This is a genomic window from Scandinavium goeteborgense (assembly GCF_003935895.2).
Classification (GTDB): Bacteria; Pseudomonadota; Gammaproteobacteria; order Enterobacterales; family Enterobacteriaceae; genus Scandinavium; species Scandinavium goeteborgense.
Map to the genome: position 1 here is coordinate 2,521,428 of NZ_CP054058.1, position 19,030 is coordinate 2,540,457.

General features: G+C 55.6%; 19 protein-coding genes. 13 read left to right on the forward strand and 6 right to left on the reverse strand.

The window, feature by feature from the left end; genetic code table 11:
- The first annotated feature begins 156 nt into the window (after window positions 1–156).
- From sapA to pdeR, 9 genes are all read left to right on the forward strand, one after another.
- A complete protein-coding gene (sapA, locus tag A8O29_RS12970; RefSeq protein ID WP_174081326.1) occupies window positions 157–1,806 on the forward strand; it encodes an ABC transporter substrate-binding protein SapA in 1,650 nt (549 codons plus the stop codon).
- Window positions 1,803–2,768: a putrescine export ABC transporter permease SapB gene (sapB, locus tag A8O29_RS12975; protein WP_110507949.1), complete on the forward strand. Its 966-nt coding sequence runs from the start codon at window positions 1,803–1,805 to the stop codon at window positions 2,766–2,768. Before sapA ends, sapB begins: the two co-directional genes overlap by 4 nt.
- A complete protein-coding gene (gene sapC, locus A8O29_RS12980) occupies window positions 2,755–3,645 on the forward strand; it encodes a putrescine export ABC transporter permease SapC (protein ID WP_133459936.1) in 891 nt (296 codons plus the stop codon). Before sapB ends, sapC begins: the two co-directional genes overlap by 14 nt.
- Window positions 3,645–4,637, forward strand: coding sequence for a putrescine export ABC transporter ATP-binding protein SapD (sapD, locus tag A8O29_RS12985; protein ID WP_133459937.1), 993 nt, complete (start codon window positions 3,645–3,647; stop codon window positions 4,635–4,637). Before sapC ends, sapD begins: the two co-directional genes overlap by 1 nt.
- Before the next feature lies 1 nt (window position 4,638).
- Complete coding sequence (gene sapF, locus A8O29_RS12990) at window positions 4,639–5,445, forward strand: putrescine export ABC transporter ATP-binding protein SapF (protein ID WP_110507946.1); 807 nt, start codon at window positions 4,639–4,641, stop codon at window positions 5,443–5,445.
- A 120-nt stretch (window positions 5,446–5,565) separates the two neighbouring features.
- Complete coding sequence (fabI, locus tag A8O29_RS12995; RefSeq protein ID WP_110507945.1) at window positions 5,566–6,354, forward strand: enoyl-ACP reductase FabI; 789 nt, start codon at window positions 5,566–5,568, stop codon at window positions 6,352–6,354.
- A 147-nt stretch (window positions 6,355–6,501) separates the two neighbouring features.
- Window positions 6,502–7,647 (forward strand): CMD domain-containing protein, encoded by a 1,146-nt coding sequence (locus A8O29_RS13000; protein ID WP_174081327.1) that lies wholly within the window; start codon window positions 6,502–6,504, stop codon window positions 7,645–7,647.
- Between the two features lie 81 nt (window positions 7,648–7,728).
- The gene (locus tag A8O29_RS13005; RefSeq protein WP_174081328.1) at window positions 7,729–9,669 is read left to right on the forward strand and encodes an exoribonuclease II; all 1,941 of its coding nucleotides are present in this window, start codon (window positions 7,729–7,731) and stop codon (window positions 9,667–9,669) included.
- A 197-nt stretch (window positions 9,670–9,866) separates the two neighbouring features.
- Entirely contained in the window at window positions 9,867–11,858 is a 1,992-nt protein-coding gene (pdeR, locus tag A8O29_RS13010) for a cyclic di-GMP phosphodiesterase (protein WP_174081329.1), read from the forward strand.
- Here pdeR and A8O29_RS13015 read toward each other — a convergent pair.
- The gene (locus A8O29_RS13015; protein ID WP_159465378.1) at window positions 11,855–12,724 is read right to left on the reverse strand and encodes a crotonase/enoyl-CoA hydratase family protein; all 870 of its coding nucleotides are present in this window, start codon (window positions 12,722–12,724) and stop codon (window positions 11,855–11,857) included. The genes pdeR and A8O29_RS13015 overlap by 4 nt on opposite strands.
- A gap of 190 nt (window positions 12,725–12,914) precedes the next feature.
- Between A8O29_RS13015 and A8O29_RS13020 the strand changes: the two genes are divergently transcribed.
- From A8O29_RS13020 to osmB, 3 genes are all read left to right on the forward strand, one after another.
- Window positions 12,915–13,097, forward strand: coding sequence for a YciZ family protein (locus tag A8O29_RS13020; protein WP_133459942.1), 183 nt, complete (start codon window positions 12,915–12,917; stop codon window positions 13,095–13,097).
- 18 nt (window positions 13,098–13,115) lie between these two features.
- Entirely contained in the window at window positions 13,116–13,865 is a 750-nt protein-coding gene (yciT, locus tag A8O29_RS13025) for a DNA-binding transcriptional regulator YciT (RefSeq protein ID WP_159465379.1), read from the forward strand.
- 324 nt (window positions 13,866–14,189) lie between these two features.
- Window positions 14,190–14,408 (forward strand): osmotically-inducible lipoprotein OsmB, encoded by a 219-nt coding sequence (gene osmB, locus A8O29_RS13030; protein WP_110507938.1) that lies wholly within the window; start codon window positions 14,190–14,192, stop codon window positions 14,406–14,408.
- 130 nt (window positions 14,409–14,538) lie between these two features.
- On the opposite strand, the gene yciH is transcribed toward osmB, so the two are convergent.
- The 5 genes from yciH to pgpB form a co-directional block, all read right to left on the reverse strand.
- The gene (gene yciH, locus A8O29_RS13035) at window positions 14,539–14,865 is read right to left on the reverse strand and encodes a stress response translation initiation inhibitor YciH (RefSeq protein WP_125355224.1); all 327 of its coding nucleotides are present in this window, start codon (window positions 14,863–14,865) and stop codon (window positions 14,539–14,541) included.
- Entirely contained in the window at window positions 14,865–15,590 is a 726-nt protein-coding gene (gene pyrF / locus A8O29_RS13040) for an orotidine-5'-phosphate decarboxylase (RefSeq protein ID WP_125355225.1), read from the reverse strand. Before pyrF ends, yciH begins: the two co-directional genes overlap by 1 nt.
- Before the next feature lie 193 nt (window positions 15,591–15,783).
- Window positions 15,784–16,953 (reverse strand): lipopolysaccharide assembly protein LapB, encoded by a 1,170-nt coding sequence (lapB, locus tag A8O29_RS13045; RefSeq protein WP_125355226.1) that lies wholly within the window; start codon window positions 16,951–16,953, stop codon window positions 15,784–15,786.
- Between the two features lie 6 nt (window positions 16,954–16,959).
- Window positions 16,960–17,268 (reverse strand): LapA family protein, encoded by a 309-nt coding sequence (locus tag A8O29_RS13050; protein ID WP_110507935.1) that lies wholly within the window; start codon window positions 17,266–17,268, stop codon window positions 16,960–16,962.
- 151 nt (window positions 17,269–17,419) lie between these two features.
- A complete protein-coding gene (gene pgpB, locus A8O29_RS13055) occupies window positions 17,420–18,184 on the reverse strand; it encodes a phosphatidylglycerophosphatase B (RefSeq protein ID WP_125355231.1) in 765 nt (254 codons plus the stop codon).
- 179 nt (window positions 18,185–18,363) lie between these two features.
- Here pgpB and ribA point away from each other — a divergent pair, with 179 nt between their 5' ends.
- On the forward strand, window positions 18,364–18,954 hold the full coding sequence (ribA, locus tag A8O29_RS13060) for a GTP cyclohydrolase II (RefSeq protein ID WP_166665165.1): 591 nt from the start codon (window positions 18,364–18,366) through the stop codon (window positions 18,952–18,954).
- The last annotated feature ends 76 nt before the right edge of the window (window positions 18,955–19,030 follow it).

The window sequence follows — 19,030 nt, forward strand, 5'->3', positions numbered from 1 at the left end:
ACCACGGCATAAGAAGGACATGATTGAGCCAAATCCCTCAGAGCCCCCTTAACCCCACTAACCTGATGACTTTTGCAGCGGTTAGTCGCAGAGTTTTGTACCTGGCTGCGGTAAGTGCGATACACTTTGCAGATCGGTCTGAATTATGAAGAAATTATGCGCCTGAAATTATCATCTTTACTGGCAGTGATGGGGCTACTGTGCGGCAGCGCGATGGCTGCCACGCCACCCGCATTGGCACCGCATGGCGACATCCGCGACAGCGGTTTCGTCTACTGCGTCAGCGGCCAGGTAAACACCTTTAACCCGCAGAAAGCGGGCAGCGGCCTGATTGTCGACACCCTTGCGGCACAAATTTACGATCGTCTGTTAGACGTCGACCCGTATACCTATCGTCTGGTGCCAGAGCTCGCCGAGAGCTGGGAAGTGCTGGATAACGGCGCCACGTACCGCTTCCATTTACGTAATGGCGTACAGTTCCAGAAAACGTCTTGGTTCCAGCCCAAGCGCGCGCTGAATGCCGATGACGTAGTCTTTACCTTCGAGCGTATTTTTAACCGCAATCATCCGTGGCATAACGTCAACGGACCGAATTTCCCCTATTTCGACAGCCTGCAGTTTGCCGATAGCGTCGAAAGCGTGCGCAAACTCGACGGCCACACCGTTGAATTTCGGCTGAAACGCCCGGACGCCTCATTCCTGTGGCATTTAGCCACCCACTACGCCTCGGTGATGTCCGCCGAATACGCGGCGAATCTGACCAAAATCGGCAAGCAGGAGTTGATGGACCGCCAGCCCATCGGCACTGGGCCTTATCAGCTGGATGAATATCGCGCCGGACAATACATCCGCCTGCAACGCCATCCAGGGTTCTGGCGCGGCGAGCCATTGATGCCGCAAGTGGTGGTAGATTTAGGCTCCGGTGGCACCGGGCGTCTGTCCAAACTGCTGACCGGGGAGTGCGACGTGCTCGCCTGGCCGGCTGCCAGCCAGCTCACTATTCTGCGCGACGATCCGCGTTTACGTCTGACGCTGCGCCCTGGCATGAACATCGCCTATCTGGCGTTTAATACTGATAAGCCACCGATGAACAACCCGGCGGTACGTCACGCGCTGGCGCTGGCTATCAATAACCAGCGTCTGATGCAGTCGATTTATTACGGCACCGCCGAAACCGCCGCGTCAATTCTGCCGCGCGCATCGTGGGCCTACGATAATGAAGCTAAAATTACCGAATACAATCCGGCGAAAGCGCGCGAGCAGCTGAAAGCGCTGGGGCTGGAAAACATGACGCTGCGCCTGTGGGTGCCGACTACCTCGCAGGCGTGGAACCCAAGTCCGCTAAAAACCGCCGAGCTGATTCAGGCCGATATGGCTCAGGTCGGGGTGAAAGTGATCATCGTTCCGGTGGAAGGTCGCTTCCAGGAAGCGCGCCTGATGGACATGAATCACGACCTGACCCTCACCGGCTGGGCGACGGACAGTAATGACCCGGACAGCTTCTTCCGCCCGCTCTTAAGCTGCGCGGCAATTGGCTCCCAGACTAACTTTGCGCACTGGTGTAACCGTGAGTTTGACACCGTGCTGCAAAAGGCACTGGCCTCACAACAGCTGGCTTCGCGCATCGATGCATACGACGAAGCGCAGCAGATTCTGGCCAAAGAGTTGCCAGTACTGCCACTGGCGTCATCGCTGCGGTTACAAGCCTATCGCTACGACATCAAAGGGCTGGTGCTGAGCCCGTTCGGCAACGCCTCCTTTGCAGGCGTGTCGCGTGAAAAACAGGAAGAGGTGAAAAAACCATGATCATTTTTACCCTTCGCCGCCTGCTTTTACTGATGGTGACGCTGTTCCTCCTGACCTTCGTCAGTTTTAGTCTGAGCTACTTCACGCCTCATGCGCCGTTGCAGGGGGCGTCGCTGTGGAACGCCTGGCTGTTCTGGTTTGAAGGCCTGCTGCACTGGGACTTCGGGGTATCCAGCATCAACGGACAGCTGATTTCTGACCAGCTGAAAGAAGTGTTTCCGGCGACCATGGAACTGTGCATTTTGGCCTTCGGTTTTGCGCTGCTGGTTGGTATTCCGGTCGGGATGCTGGCGGGCATTATGCGCAACAAATGGCAGGACAACACCATCAGCGCCTTCGCCCTGCTCGGCTTCTCTATTCCGGTGTTCTGGCTGGCGCTGCTGCTGACACTGTTCTTCTCCTTAACGCTGGGCTGGTTGCCGGTTTCCGGGCGTTTCGACTTGCTGTACGAGGTGAAAAACGTCACCGGTTTTGCGCTGATCGATGCGTGGCTGTCAGACTCTCCGTGGCGCGATGAGATGATCATGAGCGCCCTGCGCCACATGGTGCTGCCGGTGCTGACGCTGGCTGTCGCGCCGACCACCGAAGTGGTCCGTCTGATGCGTCTGAGCACCATTGACGTCTACGACACCAACTACGTGAAGGCGGCGGCAACGCGCGGCGTTTCTCGCTTTACGATTTTGCGTCGCCACGTGCTGCACAACGCCCTGCCGCCGGTTATTCCGCGTCTCGGCCTGCAGTTTTCCACCATGCTGACGCTGGCGATGATCACTGAGATGGTATTCAGCTGGCCGGGTCTTGGCCGCTGGATGATTAACGCCATTCGCCAACAGGACTATGCGGCGATTTCCGCAGGCGTGATGGTGATTGGTGCACTGGTCATTATTGTGAACGTGATTTCTGATATTTTGGGCGCCATGGCTAACCCGTTGAAACATAAGGAATGGTATGCCTTACGATAGCGTCTATCTGGAAAAACGCCCACCCGGTGTGATGCGCACCGTCTGGCGTAAATTCTACGGCGATACGACCGCGATGATTGGCCTGTACGGCTGCGCGGGTCTGGCGCTGTTGTGTGTTTTCGGCACCTGGTTTGCACCTTACGGTATCGATCAGCAGTTTTTAGGCTATCAACTGCTGCCGCCGTCGTGGTCCCGCTACGGCGAAGTGTCGTTCTTCCTTGGCACCGACGATCTCGGACGCGATGTGCTGAGCCGACTGCTCAGCGGCGCGGCACCGACCGTGGGCGGCGCCTTTGTCGTCACCCTCGGCGCCACTATTTTCGGGCTGGTGCTCGGCGCGTTTGCCGGTTCGACCCGCGGCCTGCGTTCTGCGGTGCTGAACCATATTCTCGACACCCTGCTCTCGATTCCGTCGCTGCTGCTGGCGATTATTGTCGTCGCGTTCTCTGGGCCGCATTTGTTGCATGCGATGTTCGCCGTCTGGCTGGCGCTGCTGCCGCGCATGGTGCGCTCGGTATACAGCATGGTGCATGACGAGCTGGAAAAAGATTACGTGGTAGCCGCCCGTCTCGACGGCGCCACCACGCGCAATATTCTGTGGTATGCGGTGATGCCTAACATCGCCGCGGGCCTGGTGACTGAAATCACCCGCGCGCTGTCGATGGCGATCCTTGATATCGCCGCACTGGGCTTTCTCGATTTGGGCGCGCAGCTCCCGTCCCCGGAATGGGGCGCGATGCTGGGCGATGCGCTGGAATTGATATACGTCGCGCCGTGGACCGTGATGCTGCCAGGAGCGGCAATTATGGTCAGCGTGCTGCTGGTGAACCTGCTGGGCGACGGTATTCGCCGCGCCATTAACGCGGGGGTGCAATAATGCCATTACTTGATATTCGCAATCTGACCATCGAATTTCGCACCAGTGAAGGCTGGGTGAAAGCCGTCGACCGCGTCAGCATGACCCTCGCGGAAGGCGAAATTCGCGGCCTGGTCGGGGAATCAGGCTCGGGTAAAAGCCTTATCGCCAAGGCGATTTGCGGCGTGACCAAAGATAACTGGCGCGTCACCGCCGACCGTATGCGCTTTGATGATATCGACCTGCTCCGCCTGTCCAACCGTGAACGGCGTAAGCTCGTCGGCCATAACGTGTCGATGATTTTCCAGGAGCCGCAGTCCTGTCTGGATCCGTCCGAACGTATCGGCCGGCAACTGATGCAAAACATCCCGAGCTGGACCTACAAAGGCCGCTGGTGGCAGCGCGTCGGCTGGCGTAAACGTCGTGCAATTGAACTGCTGCACCGCGTCGGTATTAAAGACCACAAAGATGCGATGCGCAGCTTCCCATATGAACTGACGGACGGCGAATGCCAGAAGGTGATGATTGCCATTGCGCTGGCGAATCAGCCGCGTTTGCTGATTGCCGATGAGCCGACCAACGCCATGGAGCCGACCACGCAGGCGCAGATTTTCCGCCTGCTCAGTCGACTCAACCAGAACAACAACACCACCATTTTGCTCATCAGCCACGACCTGCAAATGCTGAGTCAGTGGGCGGACAAAATTAACGTGATGTACTGCGGACAAACGGTTGAAACTGCGCTGAGTGAAGATCTGGTTAGCATTCCGCATCATCCGTACACGCAGGCGCTGATCCGCGCGATGCCAGATTTTGGCCGCTCGATGCCGCATAAAAGCCGTCTGAACACCATGCCCGGTGCCATTCCGCTGCTGGAATCGCTGCCGATTGGCTGTCGTCTGGGGCCGCGCTGCCCTTACGCTCAGCGCAAATGCATTGAAAGACCACGGCTGACTGGCCCGAAAAACCATCTTTTCGCCTGTCATTTCCCACTGAACATGGAGAAAGAGTGAAATGGTCGAGACCCTGCTCGAAGTCCGCAATCTGAGTAAGACCTTTCGCTACCGTACCGGGTTGTTCCACCGTCAGACGGTCGAAGCGGTGAAACCGCTGAGCTTTACCCTGCGTGAAAGGCAGACCCTGGCGGTTATCGGTGAAAACGGTTCCGGTAAATCGACGCTGGCAAAAATGCTGGCGGGCATGGTGGAACCGACCACCGGCGAACTGCTGATTGACGATCACCCGCTGGAATACGGCGATTACTCGTTTCGCAGTCAGCGCATCCGCATGATTTTTCAGGATCCGTCGACGTCGCTTAACCCGCGTCAGCGCATTTCGCAAATCCTCGACTTCCCGCTGCGTCTGAATACTGATTTAGACGCGGAAGCGCGTCGCAAACAGATCATCGACACCCTGCGTCTGGTGGGCCTGCTGCCCGATCACGTTAGCTATTATCCTCACATGCTCGCCCCGGGCCAAAAGCAGCGTCTGGGCCTGGCCCGCGCGCTGATCCTGCGTCCGAAAGTGATTGTGTGTGATGAAGCGCTGGCGTCGTTGGATATGTCGATGCGTTCTCAGCTCATCAACCTGATGCTCGAATTGCAGGAGAAACAGGGGATTTCGTATATCTACGTGACCCAGCATCTCGGCATGATGAAACACATCAGCGATCAGGTGCTGGTGATGCATCAGGGCGAAGTCGTCGAGCGCGGCAGCACCGCCGACGTGCTCGCCTCCCCGCTGCATGATCTCACCAAGCGCCTGATTGCCGGGCATTTCGGTGAGGCGCTGAAGGCGGATGCGTGGCGCAAAGATCGCTGAGGACTATCTTAAGTGGTCGGATTAACTCTCCTTCCACTCTATGCTAGAATCGCGACGTTTAACGACGGCCTGCCTATAATTGATGCAGCCGCTACAAAAATGACATAAGGATTAAAAGCTATGGGTTTTCTTTCCGGTAAGCGCATTCTGGTAACTGGCGTTGCCAGCAAACTGTCCATCGCCTACGGTATCGCACAGGCTATGCATCGCGAAGGTGCTGAACTGGCTTTCACCTATCAGAACGAGAAACTGAAAGGCCGTGTGGAAGAGTTTGCCGCAAACCTGGGTTCCAGCATTGTTCTGGAATGCGACGTTGCTCAGGACGAAAGCATTGATGCCCTGTTCACCGACCTGGCAAAAGTATGGCCGAAATTTGACGGCTTCGTACACTCCATCGGTTTCGCACCGGGCGACCAGCTGGACGGTGACTACGTTAACGCCGTAACCCGTGAAGGCTTCAAAATCGCACACGACATCAGCTCTTACAGCTTCGTGGCGATGGCTAAAGCCTGCCGTGAAATGCTGAACCCAGACTCTGCTCTGCTGACGCTGTCCTACCTGGGCGCGGAACGTGCTATCCCTAACTACAACGTGATGGGTCTGGCTAAAGCATCCCTGGAAGCTAACGTGCGCTACATGGCGAACGCGATGGGTCCAGAAGGCGTGCGTGTTAACGGTATCTCCGCTGGCCCAATCCGTACTCTGGCCGCGTCCGGTATCAAAGATTTCCGTAAGATGCTGGCTCACTGTGAAGCGGTTACCCCAATCCGTCGCACCGTGACCATCGAAGACGTGGGTAACAGCGCAGCATTCCTGTGCTCCAACCTGTCTGCCGGTATCTCCGGTGAAGTCGTTCACGTTGACGGTGGCTTCAGCATCGCCGCAATGAACGAACTGGAACTGAAATAAGTTCTCCTTCCGCCCTGTTTACGCAGGGCGGAAACCCCGCCGTTATTCCAGTCTGTTATTTGTTATCACGCTTCAATATTTTTACCTGCCCCCGCCTTACGTCAGGATAGCTATCTCACAACGATATGACGCCCTGAAGGAACTCCCATGGAGCAAAGCCGCTCTCACGGCAAAAGCCATTGGTATCATGAAACGCAAGCGAGAAACCAGGTCGCCGATGTGCTGCCACTGGTTCCGGAAGCCGCCCACGTTGCAAACCGTTTTTTACTGGATTTAGCCCTACCCGATTCGGTTACCTCACCCTGTCAGCCCTGGCTGGACGTGTCGCTGCGTATTTCTGAACACCTCTTTCCTGACACCGTTTCCCCCACGCGCCTGAATACGTTTAGCGCCTACGAACGCCTGAGCACCGCGTTAACCGTCGCTCAGGTCTTTGGCGTGCAGCGCCTGTGCAATCACTATGCCGCGCGACTTGCGCCGCTGCCGGGGCCGGATTCGTCCCGCGAAAGTAATCACCGTCTGGCGCAAATCACTCAGTACGCCCGTCAGTTGGCTGCCTCGCCGTCGGTTATCTGCGGACGCGCTCGTCAGCAGTTGGATGCGGTCGGGCTGACCACGCCGGATATCGTGTTGATCACGCAAATCGTGGGCTTCATTGGCTATCAGGCGCGCGTGGTTGCCGCCGGTCAGGCGTTAAAAGGCTTACCGGTGCGCTGGATCCCCGGCATGCCGATGCAGGATGACGCGCCCGCCGCGCTGTTTACGACCGAAACAGGAGAGTGGCAGCCGGGTCTCGACGGCGTTGAAATCCGCTATGCCAGCGTCGAACAGATGGACGCCCTCGCCCATTGTGCGTCGCAAACGGTATTAGAAACGCTGGCGCCGCTGCTGGTGTGGGATGAAACCCTGCTCGAACGGCTGAGCGAATTATTGCGCGCACTTCCGGTCGATGATGACGCCGCACCGTTAGCGGCTCTTGTTAGCGCCCGTATTAACGGCAGCGCCAGCTGCTTCCAGCAAATCACGGTTCAGGACGCGCTGAAAGAAGCCGCTTTACAGGACGAACGGGCACTGCAGATTTGGGGCCAAACGACGCCGCTTTATCAGGCCATCATCCAGGCTACGCAGTTGCTCACTCGCGCACCTGACCGCTTCAGCGCTGCGCAGTTTACCCCCCTCACCGAGCAAGGACTTTCCGATGAACAGGCCTTTAGTTTGCTGGCCTGGAGCGGGTTATGCGGATGGCTGAACCGCCTGAAAATCGGCCTTGGCGAGGTGTCTCAGGTTGCGTAAAAGGCTCAAAGTTCGCTTGCTGCGACAGGCATATTCGCGTAAAACTGTCAGCCGCTCTTTTGGCCACGAAAAAACATAATTATGCTTCAGGATAACCCGCTGCTTGCACAGCTAAAACAGCAACTTCATTCCCAGACCCCTCGCGCTGAAGGGGTGGTAAAAGGCACCGAAAAAGGCTTTGGTTTTCTCGAAGTCGATGCCCAGAAAAGCTATTTCATCTCTCCACCACAGATGAAAAAAGTGATGCATGGTGACCGCATCATTGCCACCATCCATAGTGGCGACAAAGGAAAAGAAAGCGCCGAACCAGAAGAACTGGTCGAGCCGTTCCTGACGCGTTTTGTTGGCCGCGTGCAGAAGAAGGACGATCGCCTGTCGATCGTACCCGATCATCCGCTGCTGAGAGATGCCATCCAGTGCCGCCCTGTGCGCAGCCTGGAACACGATTTTAAAGAGGGTGACTGGGCTGTAGCAGAAATGCGCCGTCATCCTTTGAAAGGCGACCGCAGCTTCTACGCGGAACTCACCCACTTCATTACCTACGGCGACGATCATTTCGTTCCATGGTGGGTGACGCTGGCGCGCCATAATCTTGAGAAAGTGGCCCCGGAAGGCACCGCGACCGAAATGCTGGACGAAGGTCTGGAGCGTCGCGACCTGACTGCGCTGGACTTCGTGACTATCGATAGCGCCAGCACCCAGGATATGGACGATGCGCTGTATGCAGAAGAAGTCGCTGACGGAAAACTGCATCTGACCGTAGCCATCGCCGATCCGACCGCGTGGATTGCCGAAGGTAGCAAGCTGGATAACGCCGCGAAAATTCGCGCGTTCACCAACTACCTGCCGGGCTTCAATATCCCGATGCTGCCGCGTGAACTGTCTGACGACCTGTGCTCTCTGCGTGCGAATGAAGTGCGTCCGGTTCTCGCCTGCCGCATGATCATCTCCGCCGATGGCACCATCGAAGACGATATCGAATTCTTTACCGCGACCATCGAATCCAAAGCCAAGCTGGCCTATGACGACGTTTCTGACTGGCTGGAAGGCAACGGTAGCTGGCAGCCGCAGAACGACGCGATCGCCGGACAAATCAAACTGCTGGAGCGTATTTGCGCCCTGCGCGGCGAGTGGCGTCATAACTACGCGCTGGTGTTCAAAGACCGCCCGGACTACCGCTTCGTGCTCGGTGAAAAAGGTGAAGTGTTGGATATCGTCGCTGAACCGCGTCGCATCGCCAACCGCATCGTTGAAGAGTCTATGATTGCCGCCAACATCTGCGCCGCTCGCGTGCTGCGCGATAAGCTCGGTTTCGGTATCTACAACGTTCACACCGGTTTTGATCCTGCGAAAACAGAACAGCTTTCCGAGCTGATGAAGACCCACGACGTGCACGTCGATCCGCAGGAAGTGCTGACGCTGGACGGTTTCTGCAAGCTGCGCCGCGAACTCGACGCGATGCCAACCGGCTTCCTCGATAGCCGCATTCGTCGCTTCCAGTCCTTCGCGGAAATCAGCACCGAGCCAGGCCCGCATTTCGGTCTGGGCTTTGAAGCTTACGCCACCTGGACTTCACCAATTCGTAAATACGGCGACATGGTCAACCATCGTCTGCTGAAAGCGATTATCAAAGGTGAAACCGCGTCTCGTCCACAGGAAGACGCTACTATCCAGATGGCAGAACGTCGCCGCCTGAACCGTATGGCCGAGCGTGACGTAGCCGACTGGCTGTATGCGCGTTTCCTGAATGACAAAGCCGGCACCGATACCCGTTTTGCCGCTGAAATCATTGATATCAGCCGCGGCGGGATGCGCGTTCGTCTGGTGGATAACGGCGCGGTAGCATTTATTCCGGCACCGTTCCTGCACGCCGTGCGTGATGAAATGGTCTGCAGCCAGGAAAATGGCACCGTGCAAATCAAAGGCGAAACCGTTTATAAAGTGACTGAGGTTATCGACGTCACGATCGCCGAAGTCAGAATGGAAACCCGGAGCGTTATCGCGCGTCCTTTCCAGGCGTAATAATTAAAGGCGGCTAATCATGGGTTAGCCGCCCTTTTCTTCTTCTGCAATGCGATTCCTCCCACACTTTTTTTCCACAATTCCCCCCACATTCCAGCAAAAGCGATCACAATAAAGTGGAGCATTTCCACTTAAAACAATAATCTGGCTGTGCCGACTTTTATCAATGGTTGCGCTTATGTGGTTTGGGAGAAGACATGGCAGAGGAACTGGAGCAAAACCTGCTCTTTCGGTATCTGGGGACCAGCAGTCCCTACTGGCGATTGTCCAGTGACAGCAACGCGCTGCACCTGGCGGCCACCGAGGAGACCGATACGAGTCAGGTGGTGGCGCTAAGTGCGGATCAGGCAGACAGCATTCGCGAGATGACGGTGATCACCTCCAGTCTGACGCTGAGCCTGAATCTTTATGGCAACCCGGTGCCAGTGCATCTTGTCGGCCGTAAAATCAATAAGTCGCAATGGGCTGGTAGCGCATCCGCCTGGGATGATACCGGTTCGGTTGCCCGCGACCTCGTGCAGGGGCTTTCCTTCGCCGAGCAGGTCGTTTCCGAAGCCAACTCCGTTATCGTTATTCTCGATCGCCACGGCAATATTCAGCGCTTTAATCGTTTGAGCGAAGAATATACCGGCATGAAAGAACATGAGGTCATTGGGCAGAACGTTTTTAAGCTCTTTATGAGCCCGGCGGAAGCCGCCGCCTCACGCCGCAATATTAGTGGGTTCTTTAAAAACGGCAGTTCCTACGAAGTCGAGCGCTGGGTTAAAACCCGCAAAGGTCAGCGCCTGTTTTTATTTCGCAATAAATTCGTGCACAGCGGCAGCGGTAAAAACGAAATATATTTGATTTGCTCTGGGACCGATATTACCGAAGAACGCCGCGCTCAGGAGCGCCTGCGGGTTCTCGCCAATACCGATACCATTACCGGTTTGCCTAACCGCAACGCCATTAACGACATGATCACCGAAGCGATTAACACCCGTGAAGATAATCAGGTCGGCATTGTGTATCTCGACCTCGATAACTTCAAAAAGGTGAACGATGCCTACGGGCATATGTTCGGCGATCAGCTGCTGCAGTCGGTGGCATTATCGATTTTAAGCTGCCTGGAAGAAGGCCAGACCCTGGCGCGTCTCGGCGGCGATGAGTTTATCGTTCTTGCGACCCAAACCTCACAGGGCAGCCTGGAGGCGATGGCGTCGCGCATTCTCACTCGACTGCGCGATCCGTTCCGCATTGGGCTGATTGAAGTCTATTCCGGCTGTTCGCTCGGCATTTCCCTCGCCCCTCAACACGGGAACGACAAAGAAAGCCTGATCCGTAACGCCGACACCGCGATGTACACCGCCAAAGAAGGCGGTCGTGGTAAATTCTGCGTCTTCTCCCCGGAGATGAACCAGCGGGTGTTTGAGTATCTGTGGCTCGATACCAACCTGCGTAAGGCGCTGGATACCAACCAGCTGGTCATTCACTATCAGCCGAAAATCACCTGGCGCGGCGACGTTCGCAGCCTGGAAGCCTTAGTCCGTTGGGAATCGCCAGAACGTGGGCTGATTGGTCCTACTGAATTTATTTCCTACGCCGAAGAATCCGGGCTGATTGTGCCGCTCGGGCGCTGGGTGATGCTTGACGTGGTGCGCCAGGTGGCGCTGTGGCGAGACAAAGGCATAAACCTGCGCGTGGCGGTGAACGTGTCGGCACGTCAGCTTTCCGACCAGACCATTTTTAGCGATTTAAAACAGGCGCTGCGTGACCTCAATTTCGAATACTGCCCTATCGACGTCGAATTGACGGAAAGTTGTCTGATTGAGAACGAAGAATTGGCGCAGTCAGTTATCCAGCAGTTCAGCGCGCTCGGTGCGCAGGTGCATCTGGATGACTTCGGTACCGGCTACTCATCGCTTTCACAGCTGGCCCGTTTCCCTATTGATGCCATCAAACTGGATCAGGTGTTCGTCCGCGATGTGCATAAGCAGCCTGTTTCGCAATCACTGGTGCGCGCCATCGTGGCGGTGGCCCAGGCGCTGAATTTACAGGTGATAGCGGAAGGCGTGGAAAGCGCGAAAGAAGACGCCTTTCTGACCAAGAATGGCGTCAACGAACGGCAAGGTTTCTTATTTGCTAAGCCAATGCCCGCTGCCGTATTTGAGCGCTGGCTTAAGCGACGTCAGACCCGCAATCTGCGCTAGCTGGCTTTGCGCAGCGAGACCTGTGTATGCCGGGTCTGCAACATGACCAGACGCTCCATATAGGCAATGTCTTTGTCCTCGAGACAGAATGCGGCGTCCACCCAATCCTCGGTGATATCCATCAACTCGCTTCGCGGCAGCACCAATACTCGCTGGCGCGCCCGCAGCATGGCGCGAACACCATTGAGTTTAGGTATCAGCGTGTCGATGAACGTGCGTGTCGACACGTAGCTGTTGCCTGGCTCAAACAACACGTCCACCAGACCGCGCTGCTCATGCCACTCCGCAGTATGCGCTTCCCCACGATAAATGAGCTGTTCGGCAAGCTTCATGCCCGACCGACGGCTAACCAATGAGTATCCGCCCATGCCGGGGAAGAGATTAAACGCAATCTCCGGGAACCCCATTCGGGCATCACGCTGCGCAAGAATGAAGTGGTGCGCCAGCACTGCCTCAAAGCCTCCGCCCAGCGCGCTGCCTTCAACCATGGCAATGCTGATGGCGCCAGTATCAAATGCACGAGACGCAGCATGAACACAGTCCACACAGGCCCGCGCGTAGGCCCGCAGCGCTTCACGTCGTCCGTTACGAATACACTCCACGAAAAAGCCCAGGTCGCCGCCGGTATTGTAGATCCCCGACACCAGCGAGCCGGTGACCCAGAAATCGACAACAAACCCCTGCTGTTTGACCAGCCATGACAGATTCATGATCTCTTCTATCAGCGCATGGTTAAAGCACGGCCGTGGCTGAGCACGAAGCATCATCCATACGGTGCGGCGCTCCTCCTCGTAGTATGCAGAGAGCTGGGTGAATCGTTCAGTATCGGTAAACAATTTGCAGGTAGGCTGATTAATCACGGTCATAATCTGATCCTCATAGAATAAAGCGCGTTGCGCGCAATATCAGACTAATTCAGGCCATTTCTCGCGGATATCCAGAAGTCGTAATTTATCATTTTTCGTTATGTGTTTTTAGCCCGTGACATTTTCCGCTTCTCTTTTGTCCCCTTTTTTTGCATCATTGATTTTTCTTACTTTTCTCTCAGGATTGCCTATGTCAAACCTCGATGCGCGCCAGTTAGCTCAACGTGTTGATACCGTGCTGGATATTCTGGTGGCGGGTGATTACCACTCTGCAATTAACAATCTCGAAATCCTGAAAGCAGAGCTTTTGGCTCAGGCGTCCGGCGAGCTGGAACAGAAATCCGCTCAGCCTAAATCCCCTTGGGAAATTTAAAACAGCAGTGACCTTGATATGAACGCCCGACAACAATCTATTTTGCAAATGGTGATCGACAAAGGCCGCATGAGCGTTGCCGATCTCGCCCTGATGACCGGGGTTTCAGAAGTGACTATCCGTCAGGATCTGAACCTTCTGGAAAAACAAAGTTATCTGCGCCGTACACATGGCTTCGCCGTGCCGCTCGACAGCGAAGACGTCGAAACGCGAATGATGAACAATTTCTCGCTCAAGCGGGAACTTGCCGCCTATGCTGCCCGTCTGGTCAGCCCGGGGGAAACGGTGTTTATCGAGAACGGCAGCAGCAACGCCCTGCTCGCCCGCGCGCTCTCTGAGCAGCCGGGGATTACCATAATCACTGTCAGCAGCTATATAGCGCATCTTCTGAAAGAAACGCCGGGCGAAGTGATTTTGCTCGGGGGCATTTATCAGAAGAAAAGCGAGAGTATGGTTGGGCCACTCACCCGCCAGTACATTCAGCAGGTTCATTTCAACAAAGCTTTTATCGGAGTGGACGGCTGGCAGCGTGAAACCGGCTTCACCGGCCGCGATATGATGCGGGCGGATGTGGTAAGCGCTGTGCTGGATAAAGAGTGTGAAACCATTGTGCTGAGCGACAGTTCGAAGTTTGGCGCGGTTCACCCTTACCCGCTTGGCCCAACGCAGAAGTTTAATCGAGTCATCACCGATGATGGCCTTACCGCCGACCATCAGCATCTGCTCGAACACGCCGGTTTAACGGTAGACATCGTTAAACGCCCGTGAGAAAAGCCCCCGTCCGCGGGGGTTTCTTCTTTTCGCATAATACCCTGCCTAAATATTCCGCGACCCGCTATTTCCATTCTGTTTCATTCTTCAACACCCTGTCACATATAGGATTGTTCTGACGCACCAATTAAGATTTTTTACCTCCCTGTTCTCCCCCGACGACGTAAAATTAATGTTAGCGATATAACAGGAAGTGACTATCACTTGCGTGATTTTAGTAACACCTGCGCAACACAATTCCATGAATGCCGCACGGCTTCCCATTCGGGACTAAACTGTATGCAGGCACTTTCGTGGAGCGTTTATTCAGGAGAGAACTTTATGACTTCAATGAGCAAAAAAATGACCGCAGCCGTGCTGGCTGCAACGCTGATCATGTCCCTGAGCGCATGTTCAAACTGGTCCAAACGTGACCGTAACACCGCTCTGGGTGCCGGTGCCGGTGCTATAGGTGGTGCGGTTCTGACTGATGGCAGTACGCTCGGTACGCTGGGTGGCGCGGCAGTCGGTGGTATTATTGGTCATCAGGTCGGTAAATAATTCCCTTTCGGGAAATAATAAAGAAAACGATATTCAGGTCTGACTAACGCACAAACCTTTACGTATTAAAAAGGGCTACGCAATTGCGTAGCCCTTTTTATTTCTGGCGACCGTTGTAAAACAGGTGGCGTTAACCGCCTGCCAGTTTCACCTTCATGCCTTTGGCTTCAAGCAGGGATTTAATTAGGTCACGCTTATCGCCCTGAATCTCAATCACGCCGTCTTTCAACGCTCCGCCGCAGCCACATTTCTTTTTCAGTTCGGCGGCAATTTTCACCAGCTCAGCATCATCCGCATCAATGCCGGTTATCAGACAAACGCCTTTGCCTTTGCGCCCGCTGGTCTGACGCTGAATACGCACGATACCGTCGCCTTTCGGGCGCTCGGCAACGGCTTTCGGTTCGTCAATTCTGCCACTGTCGGTGGAATACACCAGACGGCTGTTGGAATCGTTCATCAGACCTCCTTCGTGAGCGACGCGTTAATCTGACGCAGCGTTTGCGCCGGGTCGGCAGACTGCGTCACCGGGCGCCCAATCACCATGTAGTCAACGCCCGCCGTCTGCGCCTGCTCTGGGGTCATGATTCGACGCTGATCGCCCGCATCGCTGCCCGCGGGACGAATGCCCGGTGTAATTAGTTTAAACGCCTGGCCCAATTCCTGCTTGAAGCGCACAGCTTCTTGCGCTGAACATACCACGCCGTCCAGGCCGCAGCGCTGGGTGAGCGCCGCCAGCTTCGCCGCGTGGTCCGCCGGAGAAAGCGAAATGCCCAAATCCTGTAAATCGCTGGCTTCCATGCTGGTCAGAACGGTGACGGCAATCAGCAGCGGCGCATCTTTGCCAAACGGCAGCAGCGCTTCGCGTGCGGCGGTCATCATCCGTGCGCCACCGGAGGCGTGAACGTTCACCATCCAGACACCTAAATCAGCGGCAGCGGCTACCGCATGCGCCGTGGTGTTGGGAATATCGTGGAATTTCAGGTCGAGGAAGATATCAAACCCGCGCTGTTGCAGGTCGCGCACCAGCTGTGGCCCAAACAACGTGAACATCTCTTTGCCTACTTTCAGACGGCAGTCGCGCGGGTCGATACGATCGACGAAAGCCAGCGCTTTGTCGCGATTATCATAATCAAGGGCAACGACTACGGGAGAGGAAGTAACAATACGGGATTCAGACGTCATGACCAGACCTTCTTGTTGTGGGCCGCAACCGGCGTAAAAACGGTAAACGGCGTGCATTCTACCTGCGACAGCGCGAAATTGACAGACTGCATTTCGCCGTTTTCACCTGCCCGACGATGGCTGGCTCGATGCCACAAAAGGTGTGCGAAAAATCGATAAGTATGTTGTAACTAATGTATCGGTTTTTAAAAAATTACTGGCCGTCGAGGCCGCGAATAGGTTTGACCGAGGACCAGGCCCGGCAGGAAGGACAGTGCCAGTAGAGGGTGTAGGCCGTGAAGCCACATTTCTGGCAACGATAGCGCGGTTTACTGCGCACCTGTTCGCCAACCATGTCACGCAGCACCATCAGGCTGTCTTTCGCGCGCCCTTCTTCCGCTTCATTGAGGTGATAATCCATTAACTTATGGAACACTCGCATGGTCGGATGGCGCTGAAGCTGGCGGGTGACGTAGGTTTGTGCGGTATCAGCGCCTTCGCGCTGTTCCATGATTTGCGCCAACATCAGCTCGGCGGCGGCACCGGTGTTCTCTTCCACCGCGCGACGCAGGAAGTGTTCCCACTCTTCGTCTTTGCCGAGCTGCTGATAGCAGGTTTGCAGCATTTCCAGGGTTTCGCTGACCAGTTCGCGGTCCTGATCGATAACCCGCTGCAGTGATTCCACCGCTTTGCCATAATCACCGTTGGCCATGAACACCCGGCCCATCATGATAGACACGCGAGCGCTGTTGCGATCGGCGGCGGCACCCTTTTTAAGCAACGACATGGCTTTATCCATGTCGCTGTTGCCCATTTGCTGCAGGGCCAGTTCGCACCAGAAGTGGGCTATTTCAGGCCGGTGTTTTTCTTTACCGAGTTTGACCAGACGCTCCGCAACGTCGATGGCTTTTTGCCAGTCGCTGGTCGCCTGATAAATTTGCAGCAGCTGCTGAAGCGCGCTGATGCGGAATTCAGTTTCATCCACCAGCTGGCTGAACATGTCTTCTGCGCGGTCATAGAGGCCCGCAGCCATGTAGTCACGGCCCAGCTGTTGCACCGCCAGCAAGCGCTGGTCGTAGGTCAGCGAGGCGCTTTCCATCAAGGTTTGGTGAATGCGGATAGCGCGGTCGACTTCACCACGCGAACGGAACAGGTTGCCGAGCGTCAGGTGCGCCTCGACGGTGCCGGTATCCTCTTTAAGCATGTCGAGGAACAGGTCCACCGCTTTGTCCTGCTGATTGCTGAGCAGGAAGTTTACGCCCGCGACGTAATCACGGGAGAGGCGGCTAGCATCGTCCTGTTTGGACTGTTGTGCACTCCTGCGGCCCATGTACCAGCCATACGCGGCGGCGACGGGCAAAAGCAGAAACAACAACTCCAGCATAGAAAGTTATTCCTTCACAGCCGGAACGACCGGCGCAGACGAAGCGGGAGTGACCGGGGCAATTTGTTGCTCGAGGCGTTTGATTTTGCGCTCAGCGCGCAATAATGAGACGCGAGTACGCAGCCAGAACATGCCGCATATCAGCCAGCCGATGGCAAATCCAGCGGCAAAAAGCACCGCTAACAGCGTGGAGATCCGAAACTCCCCTTGCGCCAGCAGATAGTTAAAGGTGACCTGCTGATCGTTTTGTGCGCCAAGGGTGACGGAGACAACGAAAATCGCCAACACCAATAAGAAAATGAGTAAATATTTCACATTACTTCCCGTTATGTGGTTTATGTGAATAAATCATGTTCGATCTTTTGCTTCCAGCCTTATAAAGTACCATCTTCGCCGCAACGGCGAAACTGCCAAGCGTGCTGCCAGCTATGGATTTGTGGGCGGAAACCACCGAAATCAACTTGCACTACTCTTCTGACTGACGGTTTCGGATTTCCCTTGCTTCTTCCCCCGGTGGCGTCAACGGGCCACAGAGTTTTTGTGCAAGCCAGGTGGCAAGCGTCACCAGCAGCCAGGACATCAGCGTGGCAACCACTAAATCACGCGGCCAGTGCATCCCCAGCAGCAACCGGCTACCCATGACTGCCGTCGCCCATACCAGCAGAACCGCGATGGTTATCGTACGACGACGCGGCCACAATAGCCCTACGCCCAGCAGCGCCCAACTGGCAGCAAACATCGTGTGGCCTGACGGGAAGGCAAATCCGGTCTCTTTTTGCCAGTGATGACGCAAAAACTGTGGTAAATCATTCCTGTCGGCCAACTGTTCTTTCACTAAGTGCGCCCGGTCCTTACGTTTTAAAGTGTAGAACTCCTCGACCGGCACCTGCTGCGTTTTTTCCAGCCAGATAACAAACGGTCGTGGCTCCTGAACGCGCTCCTTCACCCAGGATTTGGCCCCCTGCCCGACAAGAATTGCCGCAGCCAGGAGCGCAAAGAGCGTTAAAGCGGCGCGCAGGCGAAAACGCAGGCACCATAAAAACCAGGCGCAAAGTATGACATGGGTGATGATACCCCACGGCTGGGTCACGGTTTCCGTCACCCAATAGAGCACCTTCAGCCACCAGGCGTTGTGTCCGGGCTGCCACGTCCAGCCGGAAATCCATACCGCAACCGGCATGACGAGTAGCACGGCGGCGCCTGCCGCGGTTCGTCTGGCGATAGAAAGCATCATGTCTCCTTTTTCCTTAAACATCACAATCATAACTGAAAAATGCGATAACGGTGAAAGAGGTCGAATTGTGCGCTTAAACAGCAGACAACCGTCAGTCATTAGGTGAAGCCCAGGCATTGTGGCAAAATAGGCGCAAACAGAAGGCACATGCATGCCGATATAATCTGGAGAATCACATGCAGCTTAAACGTGTGGCAGAAGCCAAACTGCCAACCCCCTGGGGCGATTTCCTGATGGTGGGCTTTGAAGAACTGGCAACCGGGCAAGATCACGTCGCCCTGGTGTTCGGCGATATTTCGGGGAAAACACCGGTGCTGTCGCGCGTACATTCCGAATGTCTGACCGGCGATGCCCTGTTCAGCCTGCGCTGCGACTGCGGTTTCCAGCTGGAAGCGGCGTTGGCACACATCGCTGAAGAAGGTCGCGGTATTCTGCTTTATCATCGTCAGGAAGGTCGTAACATTGGCCTGCTGAATAAGATTCGCGCCTATGCGTTGCAGGATCAGGGCTATGACACCGTGGAAGCGAATCACCAGTTGGGCTTTGCCGCCGACGAACGTGATTTCACCCTGTGTGCGGATATGTTCAAGCTGCTGGGCGTGGACGAAGTGCGTCTGCTGACCAACAACCCGAAAAAGGTCGAAATTCTGACCGAAGCCGGGATCAACATCGTTGAACGCGTGCCGCTGATTGTTGGTCGTAACCCGAAGAACGAACACTATCTCGATACCAAAGCCGCCAAGATGGGCCATCTGCTCGGCAATTGATTCTGCTGCGGTGCCTACGGGCACCGCTTCTCCAGCAAAAACCCGTTGATTGTGCCTGCGCCTGAAGTGGTGTAAG